We start from the raw sequence: 16,303 nt of genomic DNA on the forward strand, positions 1-16,303 counted from the left end.
GGTGTGGTGCGGACAGGGACGACGTGGGGGGAGCTCGGGAACGCGCGGTGGGGGGGGGGGGGGGGGGAAGGGGAGCGGGCTGGGTTGGGGGCGGGGTGGGGGGGGGGGCTCCCCCTTCCCGGTTCCCCCCCCACCGCCCTCACCCTTCCCGTCTCTGGGGGCTGCGCCCCCTGGGCCCCGCCGGCGGCTGCGCCCTTCGGGTCCCCGCCGGGGGCTGCGCCCCCCGGGCCCTGCCGGGGCTGCGCCCCCTGAACCCCTGTCAGGAGTTCCACCCCGGCCCCAGCCGCCCGTCCGCCGGACTCCCGTCCCCGGACGTCCGACCCTCAGGCTCCCGGCCCGCTGAACCGCCCCCGTTCTCAAGCGCCCGACGGGCCTGCTGCGGTCAGTCCGAGGAGCAAGATCCGGGTGAGACCCCGCACCCACTCCTCGTCCGCCGGGCGGGCGCTCACCAGGGTGCGGTGGACCACTGCGCCCGCCACCATGTCGAAGATCAGGTCGGCCGTGCGGGCCGCCTCCCGGGGATCCGTCTCGGGGGGCAGCTCGCCGCGGGCCGTCGCGCGGGCGCGGCCCTGGAGGACCAGGCGCTTCTGGCGGTCGACGATGGAGGCGCGGATGCGTTCGCGCAGGGCGTCGTCCCGGGTGGACTCCGCCACCACCGCCATCAGGCCGCTCTTGGCCTCCGGGCGGTCGAGGATCGCCGCGAACTGCAGCACCACGCCCTCGACGTCCGCCGCGAGGCTGCCCCGGTCCGGCAGTTCGAGCTCGTCGAAGAGTTCGGCCACCGCGTCGACCACGAGTTCGTTCTTGCCCGCCCAGCGGCGGTAGAGGGTCGTCTTGGCCACCCCCGCCCGGGTCGCCACGTCTCCCAGCGTCAGCTTCGACCAGCCCAGCTCGACCAGCGCCTCGCGCGTCGCCTCCAGGATCGCGGCGTCCGCGGCGGCGCTGCGCGGGCGCCCCGGACGGGGGGCCGAGGTGCTGCTGTGCATGCCAGTGACCATATCCGGCCCTCGTCGACGGCGATATCTGTGCGTCCTGTGAAGTGGTGAGGGAGATCACCGACGGACTGGTCACGGCAACCCCCGGAGGCAGTTACGCTACGACTCGTAGCGAAAGCGTGCGCGCGTACCCCGCGCCCCGTGCTCGCGAGCGACGACCACTGCGCCGGGTGGGGACCCGGCCACTGAGCACGACCCGCCGGGCATGGCACCGGGCACGGCTTTGACCACGCTTTTCACAGCGGCGTACGGAAGGGGGAGGATGTACTCATGCAGCCACGGAACATGTCCATGAGCGGAGTCGTCGACCTCGCCGCGGTGAAGGCGGCCCAGGAGGCCAAGGCGAAGGCCGAGCAGGCGCGCGCCGAAGCGGCCCGGCAGGGCGGGGGAGGGGCGGTCTCCCCTGCCGACCTCGTCATCGACGTCGACGAGGCGGGGTTCGAGCGCGACGTCCTGCAGCGGTCCACCGAGGTGCCCGTCGTCATCGACTTCTGGGCCGAGTGGTGCCAGCCCTGCAAGCAGCTGAGCCCGGTCCTGGAGCGGCTGGCCGTCGAGTACAACGGCCGGTTCGTGCTCGCCAAGATCGACGTCGACGCCAACCAGATGCTGATGCAGCAGTTCGGCATCCAGGGGATCCCGGCCGTCTTCGCCGTCGTCGCCGGGCAGGCGCTGCCGCTCTTCCAGGGTGCCGCGCCCGAGCAGCAGATCCGCGCGACCCTCGACCAGCTCGTCCAGGTGGCCGAACAGCGCTTCGGGCTGACCGGCCTGACCGTCGACCCCGACGCCGAGCCGGGCGGCGCCCAGCAGGCCCCTGAGGCCCCGGCGGGCCCCTACGATGCGGCGCTCGAGGCGGCCGTGCAGGCCCTGGACGCGGGCGACTTCGGCGGCGCCATCCAGGCGTACAAGAACGTGCTGAGCGACGACCCGGGCAACATGGAGGCCAAACTGGGCCTCGCCCAGGCCGAGTTGCTGCAGCGGGTGCAGGGGATCGACCCGCAGCAGGTGCGCAAGGACGCCGCGGAGAAGCCCGGTGACGTGGCGGCGCAGATCGCCGCCGCCGACCTGGACCTGGTGGGCGGACACGTCGAGGACGCCTTCGGCCGGCTCATCGACACGGTGCGGCGCACGGCGGGCGACGACCGGGACGCCGTGCGGCTGCGGCTGCTGGAACTCTTCGAGGTGGTCGGCGCCGAGGACCCGCGTGTGACGGCGGCGCGCAGGGCGCTCGCGAGGGCCTTGTTCTGACCAGTCGCTAAACGCCCGGGCTTGTGATGCCCGGGTGAAAGATTTGCCGACAGAGGTTGACGGCGGTCGCGCTTTACCAAATCTTGGTAATCGCGGCCGCTGTTACTACGAGTAAGCCGAGCCCGTTGTTCTGTCGGGTTCTGTCCGCACTTCAACCGTTTCGCCATCTCCCTTTGTGCCACGAAGAGTTGCCGGTCGATGCCGAGCGGTCGTCGGTCGGTTATCCGGCCGTTACTAGCGAGTAACGAACCCCCTTGCGGGGGCGGCGAGAATGCACCACGATCGGCCACGCTCGGTCCATCGCCGTACCCGACACCCAGCCGGGGCAACGGACTTTCGTGGGTCCCCACCGAGCAGGAGCCGGCGGCAGTGGCGCCGGCTCCTGGACAGGGGGGTCTCCGCCGCGGCGGAGCCTGTCCGGAGGTTGTGCGTGATGCGTGTCAGGCGCGACCAGTGGTTGTCGCTCGGGGGTGAACGCCGGTGTTTCGGGTGCGGTTCGCGCCTCCGAGCGCGGGCGCTCTCCTTTCCGAGGACGTAGCACTTCTCCCATCCCTGCCCGGCCGAGCCGCCGACCAGTGGCGAGCCGGGACCAGGAGATGTACGTCCGAGAAGGAGGAAATATGGAGTCCCAGGTGCGTGGCGGGACCAGATGGAAGCGGTTCGCTGTGGTCATGGTGCCCAGCGTGGCCGCGACAGCAGCGATAGGCGTGGCGCTGGCCCAGGGCGCACTTGCGGCGTCGTTCAGTGTGTCGGGCCAGGAATTCAAGGTGACGGCCGACAAGCTCGTCGGTCAGGGCTTCGTGCAGTACGGGGCGGTCGACAACGGCTACACGCTGGACGGCAAGAAGACGGCTCACCCCGTCGCCGTCTCGGCGTTCAAGGACGCCACGATCACCAACCTGTGCCAGTCCGTGGTCACGCCGATCCCGGGGCTCGGTGACATCACCCTCACCCTGACGGCCGGTGGGGAAGGCCACGAGGCGGTCACGGCCCACAACATCTACATCGATGTCAACGACCTCAAGGCCGACGCCGAGTTCAAGAACATCGACATCGGTGTTGCCGCCAACCAGACCGGCCCCGACCAGGGTGGCAAGGGCCCGGGCATCAAGTCCGGCGACGCCACGAACCCGTACGGGTTCGCCCAGCAGGCGGAGACCGCGACGCTGACCGGTGTCGACCAGCACGCCTGGGCGACCACCGCGGGCACCTTCAAGCTGAGCGGGCTCAACATGAGCCTGTCGCAGGGCAACAACGAGTGCCAGCTCAAGAAGCACTGAGTGCTCGGTGACGGGCGGGGGAGCCGACGGCGCCCCCGCCCGTTCCGCCTTTGACCCGCTCCTTCACACATCCCCCACACCCTCGCACCACCACCCACAGCAACGCCGCACCAGGGAGCTGTTTTCCATGAGCGCCGAGACTCCTGCCGCACCTGGCCAGTTCACCCGCCGGAGGCTGCAGTTCCGCGCCTGGCGGGGCTCGAGGCCGTTCTGGGCCGGACTGTTCGTCCTGCTCGGTGGCTTCCCGATCATCTACTTCCCGTACGCGCACCTGCAGGTCGGTCATCTGACGCTGGCGATGGCCACCACCGCGGGCGCCGGCTCCCTGATCATCGGCGTGCTGCTCATAGTGCTGGGCATCAGCCTCTGGTTCCAGAAGCACATCCGGATCTTCGCGGGAGTCGCGGCGATCCTGCTGGCGCTGGTGTCCATTCCGGTGTCCAACTTCGGCGGCTTCGTCATCGGCTTCCTGCTGTCCCTCATCGGCGGCGCGATGGCCGTGTCGTGGGCGCCGGGCCTGCCGCCCGAGCAGCAGGCGAAGCAGGACGGCGGGCTGGGCGAGGGTGGCGCCCCGGGGGCCGTGGACGGTGCGGGTCTGCCGAACGATCTGTCAGGAACGAGCCCGGCCAACGGGGCGAACGGGAGGCACAGTGCCGGCTGACGAGGTGACCCGCGGGACGGACGCGGACGCGTCCCGCGTGAGAACCGGGCCGCGCCACGCGGCCCCCAGGAAGCCGCTGTTCACCAGGTTCCACATGCCGGCCGGGAAGGCGATAGCCCTGGCGGCGATGCCGACGGCGGTCCTCATGGGGATGGGGTTCACGCCGACGCTCGCCAGCGCCGCCGACCACTCGCCGTCGGCCAAGAACCTGACGCTCGACGAGTACCAGAAGTGCGTGGAGGCCCTGGGCGACTCCAAGGACTCCAAGGACGCCTCCTCCTCGCCGTCGCCGTCGTCCTCTGCTTCGGCGAGCCCCTCGAAGTCCGCCGGCGCGTCCGAGCCGACGTCCTCGGCGTCCAAGGACGCGAGTTCCGGGAAGGCGTCGGACAAGTCCTCCGGGACGACGTCGGGCACGGCCTCTTCGTCGGATTCAGGTTCCGACGACAAGGCCGCGCCCGCGCCGTCGAAGAGCGCGTCCGGCACGTCCTCGGGCGGCGGTACGTCCACGCCGAGCCCGTCGGCCTCCGCGAGCGGCGGGAACCTGCTGGAGACCATCGGCGACGCCATCACGGGCGTCCTCACCGGCGGCTCCGGATCCGCTTCCGGCAAGTCCGCGAGCCCCTCCGCCACGCCGTCCCCCTCGGCCTCGGCGTCCGCCACGAAGGACGCCACGGCACCGAAGGACGTGTCCGGCACCGTCAAGGACACCACCGGGAAGGTCACCGGCACGGTCAAGGACACCGTGAAGGGCGCGACGGACACGGCGTCGAAGGCGGCCTCCGAGGCGGCCAAGGCTGCGGGCGACACCGTGAAGGCGGCCGCGTCCCCGGCCGCGAGCCCGTCCCCGAGCTCCAGCACGTCCGCCGAGGACTGCCCGGCGGCGACCGACGAGGAGGGCGGCGTCGAGAAGATCGTCGCTCTGCCCGACAAGCCGTGGCACCTGGAAGCCAGCTCGCTGACCCTCAACGGCGCCGACTACCAGGGCGTCGTCAAGGTGCGCACCGCGAACGGCACCGTCAAGCGCGTCCTGAAGTACGTCATCTCCGACGGCACCACCATCGGTGACCTGCACCAGCTCGTCGACGGCGACAACGGCGTGACGTACCACGTCCAGGCTGCCAAGGGCTCGCACTCCACCATCACCGGCGGCAAGACGGTGATGTACACGGAGAGCATCTCCGGCAACCTGCTGGGCCTGGTCCCGGTCACGTTCACCCCGGACAGCCCGCCGCCGCTGAACATCCCGTTCATCTTCATGACCAACGTGAAGGTGACCCAGGCCGGCCAGTTCGGTGGAACGCTGACCGTACCGGGTATGCATCAGTACACCACCGGCGCGAACTGAGCGCCCCAGAAGACCGATCCGGGAGCCGCACACAGAGGGCGCCCCCCGCCGCACGGCGGGGGGCGCCCTCGTCGTGTGTCAGTTGCGTCCGCCCTCGCCCAGGTGGTGGACGCGGACCATGTTGGTGGTGCCGGGGACGCCGGGCGGGGAGCCGGCGGTGATGACCACGATGTCGCCCTCGTTGAACCGGTTGAGCTTGACCATCTCCTGGTCGACCAGCTCCACCATCGCGTCGGTGCTGTTCACGAACGGCACGACGTGCGACTCCACGCCCCAGCTCAGCGTGAGCTGGTTGCGGGTGGACTCGTCCGTGGTGAACGCCAGGATCGGCTGGGCCGCACGGTAGCGGGACAGCCGGCGGGCCGTGTCACCGGACTGGGTGAAGGCCACCAGGCCCTTGCCGCCGAGGAAGTCCGCGATCTCGGCCGCCGCGCGCGCCACCGAACCGCCCTGCGTGCGCGGCTTCTTGCCGGGGACCAGCGGCTGCAGGCCCTTGGAGAGCAGCTCCTCCTCGGCCGCCTGGACGATCTTGGACATCGTCTTGACCGTCTCGATGGGGTACGCGCCCACGCTGGACTCGGCGGAGAGCATGACCGCGTCGGCGCCGTCGAGGATGGCGTTGGCCACGTCGGAGGCCTCGGCGCGGGTCGGACGGGAGTTGGTGATCATCGACTCCATCATCTGGGTCGCCACGATCACCGGCTTGGCGTTGCGGCGGCACAGCTCGATGAGCCGCTTCTGCACCATGGGGACCTTCTCGAGCGGATACTCGACGGCCAGGTCGCCGCGGGCGACCATCACGCCGTCGAACGCCATCACGACGTCCTCCATGTTCGCCACCGCCTGCGGCTTCTCCACCTTGGCGATGACCGGGACGCGGCGGCCCTCCTCGTCCATGACGCGGTGCACGTCCTTGACGTCGTTGGCGTCGCGCACGAAGGACAGCGCGACCATGTCGCAGCCCATGCGCAGCGCGAACCGCAGGTCCTCGATGTCCTTCTCGGACAGCGCCGGCACGTTCACCGCGGCACCGGGCAGGTTGATGCCCTTGTGGTCGGAGATGACGCCGCCCTCGATGACGATCGTCCGCACCCGGGGGCCCTCGACGTCCAGGACCTTCAGCTCGACGTTGCCGTCGTTGATCAGGATCTGGTCGCCCTTGGAGACGTCCCCGGGCAGGCCCTTGTACGTGGTGCCGCAGATCGACTTGTCGCCCGGCACGTCCTCGGTGGTGATGGTGAACTCGTCACCGCGCACCAGCTCGACGGGACCCTCCGCGAAGGTCTCCAGGCGGATCTTCGGACCCTGCAGGTCGGCGAGCACACCGATGGCCTTGCCGGTCTCGGCGGACGCGGCACGGACGCGGACGTACCGGCCCTCGTGCTCTTCGTGCGTGCCGTGGCTGAAGTTGAAGCGGGCCACATTCATGCCGGCTTCGATCAGCGAGACGAGCATCTCGTGGGAGTCGACCGCGGGGCCGAGAGTACAGACGATTTTCGAACGGCGCATGGGGCGATCCTATCGGTTTGTTTCGACGCGGAATATTCCGTCTGGCGGAAAATACAAATGGGCGGGTTCGCGCTCAGGCGAGAGCCGCCGAATTTCTTCAGCCGGCGTTTCCGGTGCCCTTGCCGACCAGTGCGTAGGTCTGCGTGGCGATCTCCAGTTCCTCGTCGGTCGGCACCACCGCGACCGCCACCCGCGCGGACGCGGGCGAGATCAGCCGCGGCTCGTCGCCGCGCACCGCGTTCAGGTCGCCGTCCACCGCCAGGCCCAGCCCCTCCAGGCCCGCGACGGCGGCCGCCCGTACCGCGGCGGCGTTCTCGCCCACACCCGCGGTGAAGGCGATCGCGTCCACCCGGCCGAGTACCGCGTAATACGCGCCGATGTACTTCCTCAGTCGATGGATGTAGATGTCGAAGGCGAGCCGTGCCTCCTCGTCGCCCTCGTCGATCCGCCGCCCGATCTCCCGCATGTCGTTGTCGCCGCACAGTCCGAACAGACCGCTCCTCTTGTTGAGAAGAGTGTCGATCTCGTCCATGGACATTCCGCCAACACGCTGCAAATGGAAGATGACGGCCGGGTCCAGGTCACCGGAGCGCGTACCCATCACCAGACCCTCCAGGGGGGTGAGCCCCATCGAGGTGTCCACACACTTCCCGGCCCTGACCGCCGAGGCGGACGCCCCGTTGCCCAGGTGCAGCACGATGACGTTGACGTCCTCGGGCGCCTTGCCCAGCAGCTTCGCGGTCGCCCGGGACACATACGCGTGCGAGGTCCCGTGGAACCCGTACCGCCGGATCCGGTGCCGGTCCGCGATCTTCGTGTCGATCGCGTAGCGCGCCGCGTACTCCGGCATCGTCGTGTGGAACGCCGTGTCGAAGACGGCGACCTGCGGCAGGTCCGGGCGCAGCGCCATGGCCGTGCGGATCCCGGTGAGGTTGGCCGGGTTGTGCAGCGGCGCGACCGGGATCAACCGCTCGATCTCGGTGAGCACGGCGTCGTCGATGACGGTGGGCTCGGTGAAGAACATGCCGCCGTGCACCACCCGGTGGCCGACGGCCGCCAGCTCCGGCGAGTCGACCCCGAGCCCGTCCCTGGCCAGCTCCTCGGCGACCGCCTTCAGGGCCGCCTGGTGGTCGGCGATCGGTCCGTTCTGCTCGCGGGTGTCGCCCGTGGTGAGGGCCGTGTGCTTGATCCGCGAGGTCTGCTCGCCGATGCGCTCGACGAGCCCCACGGCCAGCCGGCTGCCGTCGCGCATGTCCAGCAACTGGTACTTCACCGAGGAGGAGCCGGAGTTCAGGACGAGGACACGGGTCGGGCTCACTGGGCGGTTGCCTTCTGCTCGGGGGTCTGGGCCTGGATCGCCGTGATGGCGACGGTGTTGACGATGTCGGAGACGAGAGCGCCCCGGGACAGGTCGTTGACGGGCTTGCGCAGGCCCTGCAGGACCGGGCCGACGGCGATCGCGCCGGCCGAGCGCTGCACGGCCTTGTAGGTGTTGTTGCCGGTGTTCAGGTCCGGGAAGATCAGCACCGACGCCTGCCCGGCGACCTCCGAGCCCGGCAGCTTGGTGGCCGCGACGCTGGGCTCGACGGCCGCGTCGTACTGGATCGGGCCCTCGATCTTCAGGTCGCCGCGGCGCTGCCGCACCAGCTCGGTGGCCTCGCGCACCTTGTCGACGTCCGCGCCGAAGCCGGACGTGCCGGTGGAGTACGACAGCATCGCGATCCGCGGCTCCACCCCGAACTGCTCGGCGGTGGCGGCCGACTGGATGGCGATGTCGGCGAGCTGCTCGGCGTTCGGATCCGGGTTCACGGCGCAGTCGCCGTAGACGAGGACCTTGTCGGCGAGGCACATGAAGAACACCGAGCTGACGATCTTCGCGTCCGGCTTGGTCTTGATGATCTCGAAGGCGGGCCGGATGGTGGCGGCCGTGGAGTGCACGGACCCGGAGACCATGCCGTCCGCGAGCCCCTCCTGGACCATCAGGGTGCCGAAGTAGTTCACGTCCGAGACGACGTCGTACGCCAGCTCGACCGTGACGCCCTTGTGGGCGCGCAGCGTCGCGTACTTCTCGGCGAAGGCGTCCCGCAGCTCCGAGGTGGCCGGGTCGATCAGCTGGGAGTCGCCGAGGTCGATGCCGAGGTCGGCGGCCTTCTTGCGGATCTGTTCGACGGGCCCGAGCAGCGTGAGGTCGCACACGCCGCGGCGCAGCAGCACCTCGGCGGCGTGCAGCACCCGCTCCTCGGTGCCCTCCGGGAGCACCACCCGGCGCTTGTCGGCGCGGGCCTGCTCCAGCAGCTTGTGCTCGAACATCATCGGCGTCAGCCGGTCGCTGCTCGGCGCGGACACCCGCTTGTTGAGGTCCGCGGTGTCGACGTACCGCTCGAACAGGCCGAGCGCCCGCTCCGCCTTGCGCGGGGTGGCCGCGTTCAGCTTCCCCTCCATGGAGAAGAGCTGCTCGGCGGTGGGGAAGCTGGTGCCGGACACCGAGAGCACCGGGGTGCCCGGGGCGAGGCGCTCGGCGAGGGCGAGGATCTCGGCGCGGGGCACCTCGTTCAGTGTGAGCAGCACGCCGGCGATCGGCGGGGTGCCGGCGCTGTGCGCGGCCAGTGAGCCCACGACCAGATCGGCGCGGTCGCCCGGGGTGACCACCAGACACCCCGGGGTCAGGGCGGCGAGGAAGTTCGGCAGCATGGCGCCGCCGAAGACGAAGTCGGAGGCGTCCCGCGCCAGGCCCGAGTCGTCACCGAGGAGCACCTTGGCGCCCAGGGCGTGGGCGATCTGGGACACGGTCGGCGCCGAGAGGGCGGGATCGTCGGGAAGCACGTAGCAGGGGACCGGAAGCCGGGTGACGAGCCCCTCCGCGATCTCGTCGCGGTCCTCGCGGGCCACCCGGTTGACGACCATGGCCAGAACGTCGCAGCCCAGTGACTCGTAGGCGCGGTAGGCGTTCGCCGTCTCGGCGCGCACCGACTCGGCGGTCTGCCGGCGCCCGCCCACGACGGGGACGACCGACGCCCCGAACTCGTTGGCGAGCCGGGCGTTCAGGGAGAGCTCGTCCGGGAGCTGGGTGTCGGCGAAGTCGGTGCCGAGGACGAGGACGACCTCGTAGTCACGGGCCACCGCGTGGAACCGGTCGACCAGGGTGGACACCAGCTCGTCCGTGCCGCGCTCGGCCTGCAGCTCCGACGCCTCCTGGTAGCCCATGCCGTACACGGTCGCCGGGTCCTGGGACAGCCGGTACCGGGCGCGCAGCAGCTCGAAGAGGCGGTCGGGGCCGTCATGGACGAGCGGACGGAAGACGCCGACCCGGTCGACCTGCCGGGTCAGGAGTTCCATGACTCCCAGCTCGACGACCTGACGGCCGTCGCCGCGGTCGATCCCGGTCACGTACACGCAGCGCGTCACGCGTGCTCTCCGTTTCGTCTCTCGAGGGGGCCTTCGGGGGATGGCCATGCGGGGGTGGTCCTGCCCGGTTCTGCATGCTTTATGGAGTTCTGCGGAGGCCGAAAATCCTCCCCGTGGGTGAGCAGAACCCTCTTGACAATACCCCTGGGCGCGGATAAGGCACCCGTCAGGTTCCGGCGATCAAGGGCGGACGTGCGGGATCGGCACCGGCCTGTGAGGCGTGAAACAATCGGACTGGCTCACCGGTATCGACAGCGAGCAGGAGACACAGCACGATGCGCATCGGAGTACTCACCGCAGGCGGCGACTGCCCGGGCCTGAACGCAGTGATCCGGTCGGTCGTGCACCGAGCGGTAGCACAGTACGGCGACGAGGTCATCGGCTTCGAGGACGGCTACCGCGGCCTGCTGGACGGTCACTACCGCACCCTCGACCTCGACGCCGTGAGCGGCATCCTGGCCCGTGGCGGCACCATTCTCGGCTCCTCCCGCCTGGAGCGCGACCGGCTGCGCGAGGCCTGCGACAACGCCTCGGACATGATCCGCGACTTCGGCATCGACGCCCTCATCCCGATCGGCGGCGAGGGCACCCTGACCGCGGCGCGGATGCTCTCGGACGCGGGCCTGCCGGTCGTCGGCGTGCCCAAGACGATCGACAACGACATCTCCTCCACGGACCGCACCTTCGGCTTCGACACGGCGGTCACCGTGGCCGCCGAGGCCATGGACCGCCTGAAGACGACGGCCGAGTCCCACCAGCGCGTGATGGTCGTGGAGGTCATGGGCCGCCACGCCGGCTGGATCGCGCTGGAGTCGGGCATGTCGGCCGGCGCCCACGGCATCTGCCTGCCCGAGCGCCCCTTCGACCCGGCCGACCTGGTCAAGATGGTCGAGGAGCGCTTCGCCCGCGGCAAGAAGTTCGCGGTGATCTGCGTGGCCGAGGGCGCGCACCCCGCCGAGGGCACCATGGACTACGGCAAGGGCGAGATCGACCAGTACGGCCACGAGCGCTTCCAGGGCATCGGCACGGCCCTCGCCTACGAGCTGGAGCGGCGGCTCGGCAAGGAGGCCAAGCCGGTCATCCTCGGCCACGTCCAGCGCGGCGGCACCCCGACCGCCTACGACCGGGTGCTCGCCACCCGCTTCGGCTGGCACGCGGTCGAGGCGGCACACCGCGGCGAGTTCGGCATGATGACGGCGCTGCGCGGCACCGACGTGGTGATGGTGCCGCTCGCGGAGGCGGTGACCGAGCTGAAGACGGTCCCGAAGGACCGGATGGACGAGGCGGAGTCGGTGTTCTAGAACACCGTGGTCTTCGCTAGGAGTTCCTCTCCACCGTCGCCCAGAAGGTCTCGACGACGCGGTCGAGGTAGTCGCGGTCGGGCTCCTGGGTACCGGCCGCGCCGGACGCCGTGCCCCAGTTCGGGGTGGCGGCCGTCCGCCCCTGGTAGTCGGCGTGCATCTCCTCGAGGACGTCCTCCACCAGCGGCCGGTCCAGGGGCAGCAGTTTGCCGACCTGGCGGACGTACGCCTGCCAGCGGGTGGTGACCGCGCCGCGCAGCAGTTGGGCGAGCCGGCCCTCGCGCCCGGTCACGGTGACGAAGTCGGGCAGGGACAGGCCGAGGACCTCGGCGAGGGCGGCGGCCTGCCGGTCGCTGCCGCGCCACGCGTCCGCCTCCTCCATCCGCACGTAGGCCAGGAGTTCGAGGCCCACGGCGTGCGCCACGTCCTCCTGCGCGAGGCCACGCGCGAGACGGTGTTCGCGCAGTGTGCGCGGCGCGCCGATGAGTTCGCCGGGTGCACACCACAACACGCCAGCGAGAGCGGTGAGTTCATGCGGACGGGGCGTGGCGGCCCCGCCCTCCCAGGCGATGACGAGGTCGGTGGTCACGTGGGGGAGCCCGTAGGAGGAGCGCATGCCGTACGCGACATGCTCGGGCCTCATGCCGAGCGCCGCCCGCAACGCGCGGGCGGCCGGGGCGTTGAACGGGGGAGTGGGCGGAATGGGCTGCTGGGCCTGCGGTCGCTGCACGCGCACACCGTAGGGCGCGGGGGCTGCTGTGACTACGGTCTGTTCAGCCATAATCACGCATCGTGGGAACGCGCGATTTCTGTCCGCCCACCGCTTGACGGCACCGCCCAGCGCGACTCTCCCGCCACCGTCACGTCACTTGGGGTGGCGGCTGCGGTCTCACCGGCCGATGCGATGGCCGACGGTGGCGGCGGAGTACGGCGGACGCGCCCGGCAGCAGCGCGCGCGGCCAGTAGTGCGGGCCACAGGGGACCGTTCCGAGCCTCGAGTCCGGCGTGGGGCGACCAGTTGCTGCCGGTCACGTCGGAGGGATCATCAAGCAGTGAACGCTGAGACCGCGTGGTGGGCACACCAGCGCCGCCTCGTCGAACGGACCTTGGTTCAGTTCGATAGAGAAGAGATCTCGCTCAAAACCCTCGCTGACGACCTGATGTCGATCTCGTACGCATTCGCAGAGCAGGGCGCCGAGAACATGGGGGGCTTCGTCTCCCAGCGGCAGAAGTCCCCTGCAGAGTGGCTGGAGGACTTCCAGTCTGCAGCTTTCGGTATCGAGGTGATTTTCTCGGTCGCCCAGGACCGAGGATGGGAGACTCTTCCTGCCGAAGAAGTCGCGGCACTCGACGATGAAATCGACCGGGTGCGTGAGCTTGTGTCCATGCTCCCGAGGTAACTCGTCACCTCTGCATCAAGACCGGGATGTCCATTTTTCAATGGACTGCCCCCAATGTGAGGTGAGCTATCAAGTCTATTGAGGGCCCGGGAAAGCTACCTCCGTAGCATTCTGCGAAGGGGTATCGTGAGCGACGTCCTCCCTACGACTTTCCGGCAAAGCCCCCTCCCGTGAGCAAAATCCACGTACCTGACGCCGGTCGGACGGAACAGAGTACCCAGAGCCTGAGCGTAAGGACCGACCGTGACGCCCCCCGAGGGCTTCCTGGACAGGGACGAGCGATTCCCCGCACTCCACGAACTGCTCGATTCCTATGCCTCCGCTGGCTGGACCTTCACGGACACCCCTGAGAAGGCGGGGCCTGCGCTTCAGGCGTATGTGCGCTATGCCGTAAGTGCTCCTGGACTCCTGGACAGGGTCATCAGTGAGATCGACGATCTCCTGCGGGTTGGACTGTTCAGCGACGAGATCGCTGACGACGTGGACCTCCTGCCGCACATCAACCCTCCGGCCGGGCGCGGCGTGGAGGAGTGCCTGGCCTTGATCCGCAACCACCTCGACCGGATCAGGAACGGTGGCTCCTGTGAGGAGTCGGCTCTCCCGCAGACCGACTGGGCATGGAACAAACGCTTCTATGAGCTGGGGCAGTTGCTCGGCGCCTACTTTCACCAGTACTTTAGCCAGGAATATGAGTCTCATCAGGATGCTCTTGAAGATTACCTTTCAGGTAACCCCAGTGAGGCACAGCCGCAAGCGGCACAGGAGATCGGTCGCCTCCTCTCCCTGGTCCAGGACGACACTGAGCTCAACCGCGTGACGAAGATTCTCGGCCTTTGGGTCTACCCGCCTGAAGGTGTCTCTCTGCGCCAGTGGCTCACAGAAATCCAGGGCGCCATCACGCACCACTTGCACACCGATGCATCGTGAGGAAGGGGCCGGCTCGGTACGCCGACGTTCCTACCTCTGAGCAGCTCGTCCCCGCAGCCGGGAAGCCAGTCGTGCCCTCGTCATGGTTCCACTGGACCGCAGCGGCGAAAACGCCCTCCGCGCAAGGTCCTCGCCGCGAGATGCTCCTCTGCGGTCTTGCACACCAGGCACTTGGGAGAGTGCGCTGAAGTTCCGGATGGGGCAGTCGAGTTCTGCGGCGGGGCCGACGATTTCCTGATTCACGTCACTCAGGGTGGCCATGCATGCCTACTGTGAACAGTGACGACTCCGTTGCGTACGGTGACTGTCCGGAGGTTGTCCGGTGTGTCCGGGCTGCCGAGGCGGGGCGTACGCGTACGGGCGTGGCGGTACAGGGCGGTACGACGGAGGGGCGCGGATGTCGGTGGACGGCGAGGTGGTTCGGCTCAAGGGCGAGGCGGACGAGCCGGGGTGGGAGGTGGATCCGGACGATGAGTGGGGCGTGGCTGTCATCACGACCGTGGGGCGGCAGTTGAAGCTGCGACGGGAGGCGGTGGGGATGCGGGCCGCGGAGTTCGGCAAGGCGGTGGGGTACGGCGAGGACCTGGTCTACAAGATCGAGGGCGGGAAGCGGATCCCACGGCAGGAGTACCTGGACAGGGCCGACGAGGTGTTGGGTGCGGGCGGGCTCATTGCGGCGTCCTGGGAGGACGTGAAGAAGGTCCGGTATCCGAAGAAGGTGCGCGAGCTGGCCAAGTTGGAGGCCCAGGCTGTAGAGATCGGCATCTATGAGAGCAACGGCATCAACGGGCTCTTGCAGACCGCTGACCATGCGAGGGCGTTGTTCGAGGCGATGCAACCTCCTTACTCCCCGGATGAAGTGGAGCGGATGGTGGCCGCCCGCGTGGCTCGTGCGTCGATCTTTGAGCGCTCACCCGCGCCCGCGCTCAGCTTCGTCCTCGAAGAGGCGGCTCTACGCCGTCCGATCGGGGGCACAATGGTGTGGCGCCAGCAGATCGAACGTCTGTTGGAGGTGGGTCGGTTGCACAACGTCGTTCTTCAGGTCATGCCGTTGAACTGCGAGACCCACTCCGGCATGGACGGCAGGATCGAACTGCTGAAGTTCGCGGACGGTTCGGCGGTGGGCCGCTCTGATGGGGCGTTCAACGGTCGACCGATCTCTGACCCCAAACAACTGCGCATCCTTGATCTGCGGTATGGCACGATCCGGGCCCAGGCGCTCTCGCCACGGGAGTCGCTGGCCTTCGTCGAACAACTGCTGGGAGAAACATGATCCGCAAGACCACTGCTGGGGACGCCTCTGAGCTGGCGTGGTTCAAGAGCAGCTACAGCAGCGGCAACGACGGCAACTCCTGCGTCGAGCTTGCCGTCACCCCCGACACAGTGCACGTCCGCGACTCCAAGGACACGGGGGGCCCGCGGCTCGCAGTCACGTCGACCGCGTGGGTGGCCTTCGTGGCGTACGCAGTCGAGGGCTGAGCCTGATCTTGGGCTGTGGAGGGATCGCGTTGTCGGCCGATGACGGAGCTAACGCCCCCGCTCCACCGACGACACCCACCGGTACACCAACTCCGGGCGCCCCACCTGCCCGTACAGCGGATTGCGCCCCGCCCGTCCCGCCTCGACCAGGTGCTCCAGATACCGCCGGGCCGTGATCCGCGAGATCCCCACCGCCTCGGCGACCCCCGCCGCCGTGAGGCCCTCCTCCGCGTCCCGCAGCGCCCCCGTCACCCGCTCCAGCGTGGGCGCGCTGAGCCCCTTCGGCAGCGCGGCCGGGCTCGGTGCCCGCAGGGTGGCCAGGGCGCGGTCCACCTCGTCCTGGCCGCTCGCCTCGCCCACCGCCTCACGGAACTCCGCGTACCGCACCAGCCGGTCCCGCAGCGTCGCGAAAGTGAACGGTTTCAGCACGTACTGCACGACCCCCAGGGAGACGCCCTCCCGCACCACCGCCAGATCCCGCGCGGAGGTCACCGCGATCACGTCCGCGTGGTACCCGGCCGCCCGCAGGGAGCGCGCCAGTTGCAGACCGTGCACGTCCGGCAGGTGCAGGTCCAGCAGGAGGAGGTCCACCTGCGTGCGCTCCAGGGCGCGGCGCGCCTCCGCCCCGGTGGCCGCCTTGCCGACCGCCGTGAAGCCGGGGACCCGGCCCACGTAGAGGACGTGCGCGTCGGCGGCGACCGGGTCGTCCTCGACGACCAGGACGCGGATGGGCTCGCTCATGCGTCACCTCCGGAC

At 69.5% G+C, this 16,303-nt stretch carries 15 protein-coding genes; 9 read left to right on the plus strand and 6 right to left on the minus strand.

What is annotated here, in order from left to right:
• Positions 1 to 356 precede the first annotated feature (356 nt).
• The gene (locus tag ACZ4SW_RS36140) at positions 357 to 986 is read right to left on the minus strand and encodes a TetR/AcrR family transcriptional regulator (RefSeq protein ID WP_468253320.1); all 630 of its coding nucleotides are present in this window, start codon (positions 984 to 986) and stop codon (positions 357 to 359) included.
• 279 nt (positions 987 to 1,265) lie between these two features.
• Here ACZ4SW_RS36140 and ACZ4SW_RS36145 point away from each other — a divergent pair, with 279 nt between their 5' ends.
• The 4 genes from ACZ4SW_RS36145 to ACZ4SW_RS36160 all read left to right on the plus strand — a co-directional run bounded on the left by ACZ4SW_RS36145 (position 1,266) and on the right by ACZ4SW_RS36160 (position 5,526).
• On the plus strand, positions 1,266 to 2,240 hold the full coding sequence (locus tag ACZ4SW_RS36145; RefSeq protein WP_468253321.1) for a tetratricopeptide repeat protein: 975 nt from the start codon (positions 1,266 to 1,268) through the stop codon (positions 2,238 to 2,240).
• 620 nt (positions 2,241 to 2,860) lie between these two features.
• Positions 2,861 to 3,520: a DUF6230 family protein gene (locus ACZ4SW_RS36150; protein ID WP_468253322.1), complete on the plus strand. Its 660-nt coding sequence runs from the start codon at positions 2,861 to 2,863 to the stop codon at positions 3,518 to 3,520.
• A gap of 127 nt (positions 3,521 to 3,647) precedes the next feature.
• Positions 3,648 to 4,181 carry a DUF6114 domain-containing protein gene (locus ACZ4SW_RS36155; RefSeq protein ID WP_468253323.1) on the plus strand — a complete coding sequence of 178 codons (534 nt, stop codon included), beginning with the start codon at positions 3,648 to 3,650 and terminating at the stop codon, positions 4,179 to 4,181.
• A complete protein-coding gene (locus ACZ4SW_RS36160) occupies positions 4,171 to 5,526 on the plus strand; it encodes a hypothetical protein (protein ID WP_468253324.1) in 1,356 nt (451 codons plus the stop codon). Before ACZ4SW_RS36155 ends, ACZ4SW_RS36160 begins: the two co-directional genes overlap by 11 nt.
• 78 nt (positions 5,527 to 5,604) lie before the next feature.
• Here the strand turns inward: ACZ4SW_RS36160 and pyk are convergent, their stop codons facing one another.
• The 3 genes from pyk to pta all read right to left on the minus strand — a co-directional run bounded on the left by pyk (position 5,605) and on the right by pta (position 10,440).
• On the minus strand, positions 5,605 to 7,035 hold the full coding sequence (gene pyk, locus ACZ4SW_RS36165; RefSeq protein WP_468253325.1) for a pyruvate kinase: 1,431 nt from the start codon (positions 7,033 to 7,035) through the stop codon (positions 5,605 to 5,607).
• 97 nt (positions 7,036 to 7,132) lie between these two features.
• Positions 7,133 to 8,353 (minus strand): acetate kinase, encoded by a 1,221-nt coding sequence (locus ACZ4SW_RS36170; RefSeq protein ID WP_468253326.1) that lies wholly within the window; start codon positions 8,351 to 8,353, stop codon positions 7,133 to 7,135.
• Positions 8,350 to 10,440 carry a phosphate acetyltransferase gene (pta, locus tag ACZ4SW_RS36175; RefSeq protein WP_468253327.1) on the minus strand — a complete coding sequence of 697 codons (2,091 nt, stop codon included), beginning with the start codon at positions 10,438 to 10,440 and terminating at the stop codon, positions 8,350 to 8,352. The genes ACZ4SW_RS36170 and pta overlap by 4 nt, the downstream gene beginning before the upstream one ends.
• Positions 10,441 to 10,715: 275 nt before the next feature.
• Between pta and ACZ4SW_RS36180 the strand changes: the two genes are divergently transcribed.
• Complete coding sequence (locus ACZ4SW_RS36180) at positions 10,716 to 11,741, plus strand: ATP-dependent 6-phosphofructokinase (RefSeq protein ID WP_468253328.1); 1,026 nt, start codon at positions 10,716 to 10,718, stop codon at positions 11,739 to 11,741.
• A gap of 16 nt (positions 11,742 to 11,757) precedes the next feature.
• On the opposite strand, the gene ACZ4SW_RS36185 is transcribed toward ACZ4SW_RS36180, so the two are convergent.
• Positions 11,758 to 12,522 carry a helix-turn-helix domain-containing protein gene (locus ACZ4SW_RS36185; protein ID WP_468253329.1) on the minus strand — a complete coding sequence of 255 codons (765 nt, stop codon included), beginning with the start codon at positions 12,520 to 12,522 and terminating at the stop codon, positions 11,758 to 11,760.
• A 271-nt stretch (positions 12,523 to 12,793) separates the two neighbouring features.
• On the opposite strand from ACZ4SW_RS36185, the gene ACZ4SW_RS36190 reads away from it, so the two are divergent.
• From ACZ4SW_RS36190 to ACZ4SW_RS36205, 4 genes are all read left to right on the plus strand, one after another.
• Positions 12,794 to 13,141, plus strand: coding sequence for a hypothetical protein (locus tag ACZ4SW_RS36190; protein ID WP_468253330.1), 348 nt, complete (start codon positions 12,794 to 12,796; stop codon positions 13,139 to 13,141).
• 243 nt (positions 13,142 to 13,384) lie between these two features.
• Complete coding sequence (locus ACZ4SW_RS36195) at positions 13,385 to 14,068, plus strand: contact-dependent growth inhibition system immunity protein (protein ID WP_468253331.1); 684 nt, start codon at positions 13,385 to 13,387, stop codon at positions 14,066 to 14,068.
• Positions 14,069 to 14,465: 397 nt separating this feature from the next.
• The gene (locus tag ACZ4SW_RS36200; protein WP_468253332.1) at positions 14,466 to 15,341 is read left to right on the plus strand and encodes a helix-turn-helix domain-containing protein; all 876 of its coding nucleotides are present in this window, start codon (positions 14,466 to 14,468) and stop codon (positions 15,339 to 15,341) included.
• Positions 15,338 to 15,547 carry a DUF397 domain-containing protein gene (locus ACZ4SW_RS36205; RefSeq protein ID WP_468253333.1) on the plus strand — a complete coding sequence of 70 codons (210 nt, stop codon included), beginning with the start codon at positions 15,338 to 15,340 and terminating at the stop codon, positions 15,545 to 15,547. Before ACZ4SW_RS36200 ends, ACZ4SW_RS36205 begins: the two co-directional genes overlap by 4 nt.
• Before the next feature lie 48 nt (positions 15,548 to 15,595).
• Here the strand turns inward: ACZ4SW_RS36205 and ACZ4SW_RS36210 are convergent, their stop codons facing one another.
• Complete coding sequence (locus ACZ4SW_RS36210; protein ID WP_468253334.1) at positions 15,596 to 16,288, minus strand: response regulator; 693 nt, start codon at positions 16,286 to 16,288, stop codon at positions 15,596 to 15,598.
• Positions 16,289 to 16,303: the final 15 nt, after the last annotated feature.

The organism is Streptomyces sp. NPDC028331 (assembly GCF_055565775.1).

Excerpts from the sequence above, each read along its gene's own strand:
- ACZ4SW_RS36140 (WP_468253320.1), bottom strand. The coding sequence starts at position 986 with ATGCACAGCAGCACCTCGGCCCCCCGTCCGGGGCGCCCGCGCAGCGCC.
- ACZ4SW_RS36145 (WP_468253321.1), top strand. The coding sequence starts at position 1,266 with ATGCAGCCACGGAACATGTCCATGAGCGGAGTCGTCGACCTCGCCGCG.
- ACZ4SW_RS36150 (WP_468253322.1), top strand. The coding sequence starts at position 2,861 with ATGGAGTCCCAGGTGCGTGGCGGGACCAGATGGAAGCGGTTCGCTGTG.
- ACZ4SW_RS36155 (WP_468253323.1), top strand. The coding sequence starts at position 3,648 with ATGAGCGCCGAGACTCCTGCCGCACCTGGCCAGTTCACCCGCCGGAGG.
- pyk (WP_468253325.1), bottom strand. The coding sequence starts at position 7,035 with ATGCGCCGTTCGAAAATCGTCTGTACTCTCGGCCCCGCGGTCGACTCC.
- ACZ4SW_RS36180 (WP_468253328.1), top strand. The coding sequence starts at position 10,716 with ATGCGCATCGGAGTACTCACCGCAGGCGGCGACTGCCCGGGCCTGAAC.
- ACZ4SW_RS36185 (WP_468253329.1), bottom strand. The coding sequence starts at position 12,522 with ATGGCTGAACAGACCGTAGTCACAGCAGCCCCCGCGCCCTACGGTGTG.
- ACZ4SW_RS36200 (WP_468253332.1), top strand. The coding sequence starts at position 14,466 with ATGTCGGTGGACGGCGAGGTGGTTCGGCTCAAGGGCGAGGCGGACGAG.
- ACZ4SW_RS36205 (WP_468253333.1), top strand. The coding sequence starts at position 15,338 with ATGATCCGCAAGACCACTGCTGGGGACGCCTCTGAGCTGGCGTGGTTC.
- ACZ4SW_RS36210 (WP_468253334.1), bottom strand. The coding sequence starts at position 16,288 with ATGAGCGAGCCCATCCGCGTCCTGGTCGTCGAGGACGACCCGGTCGCC.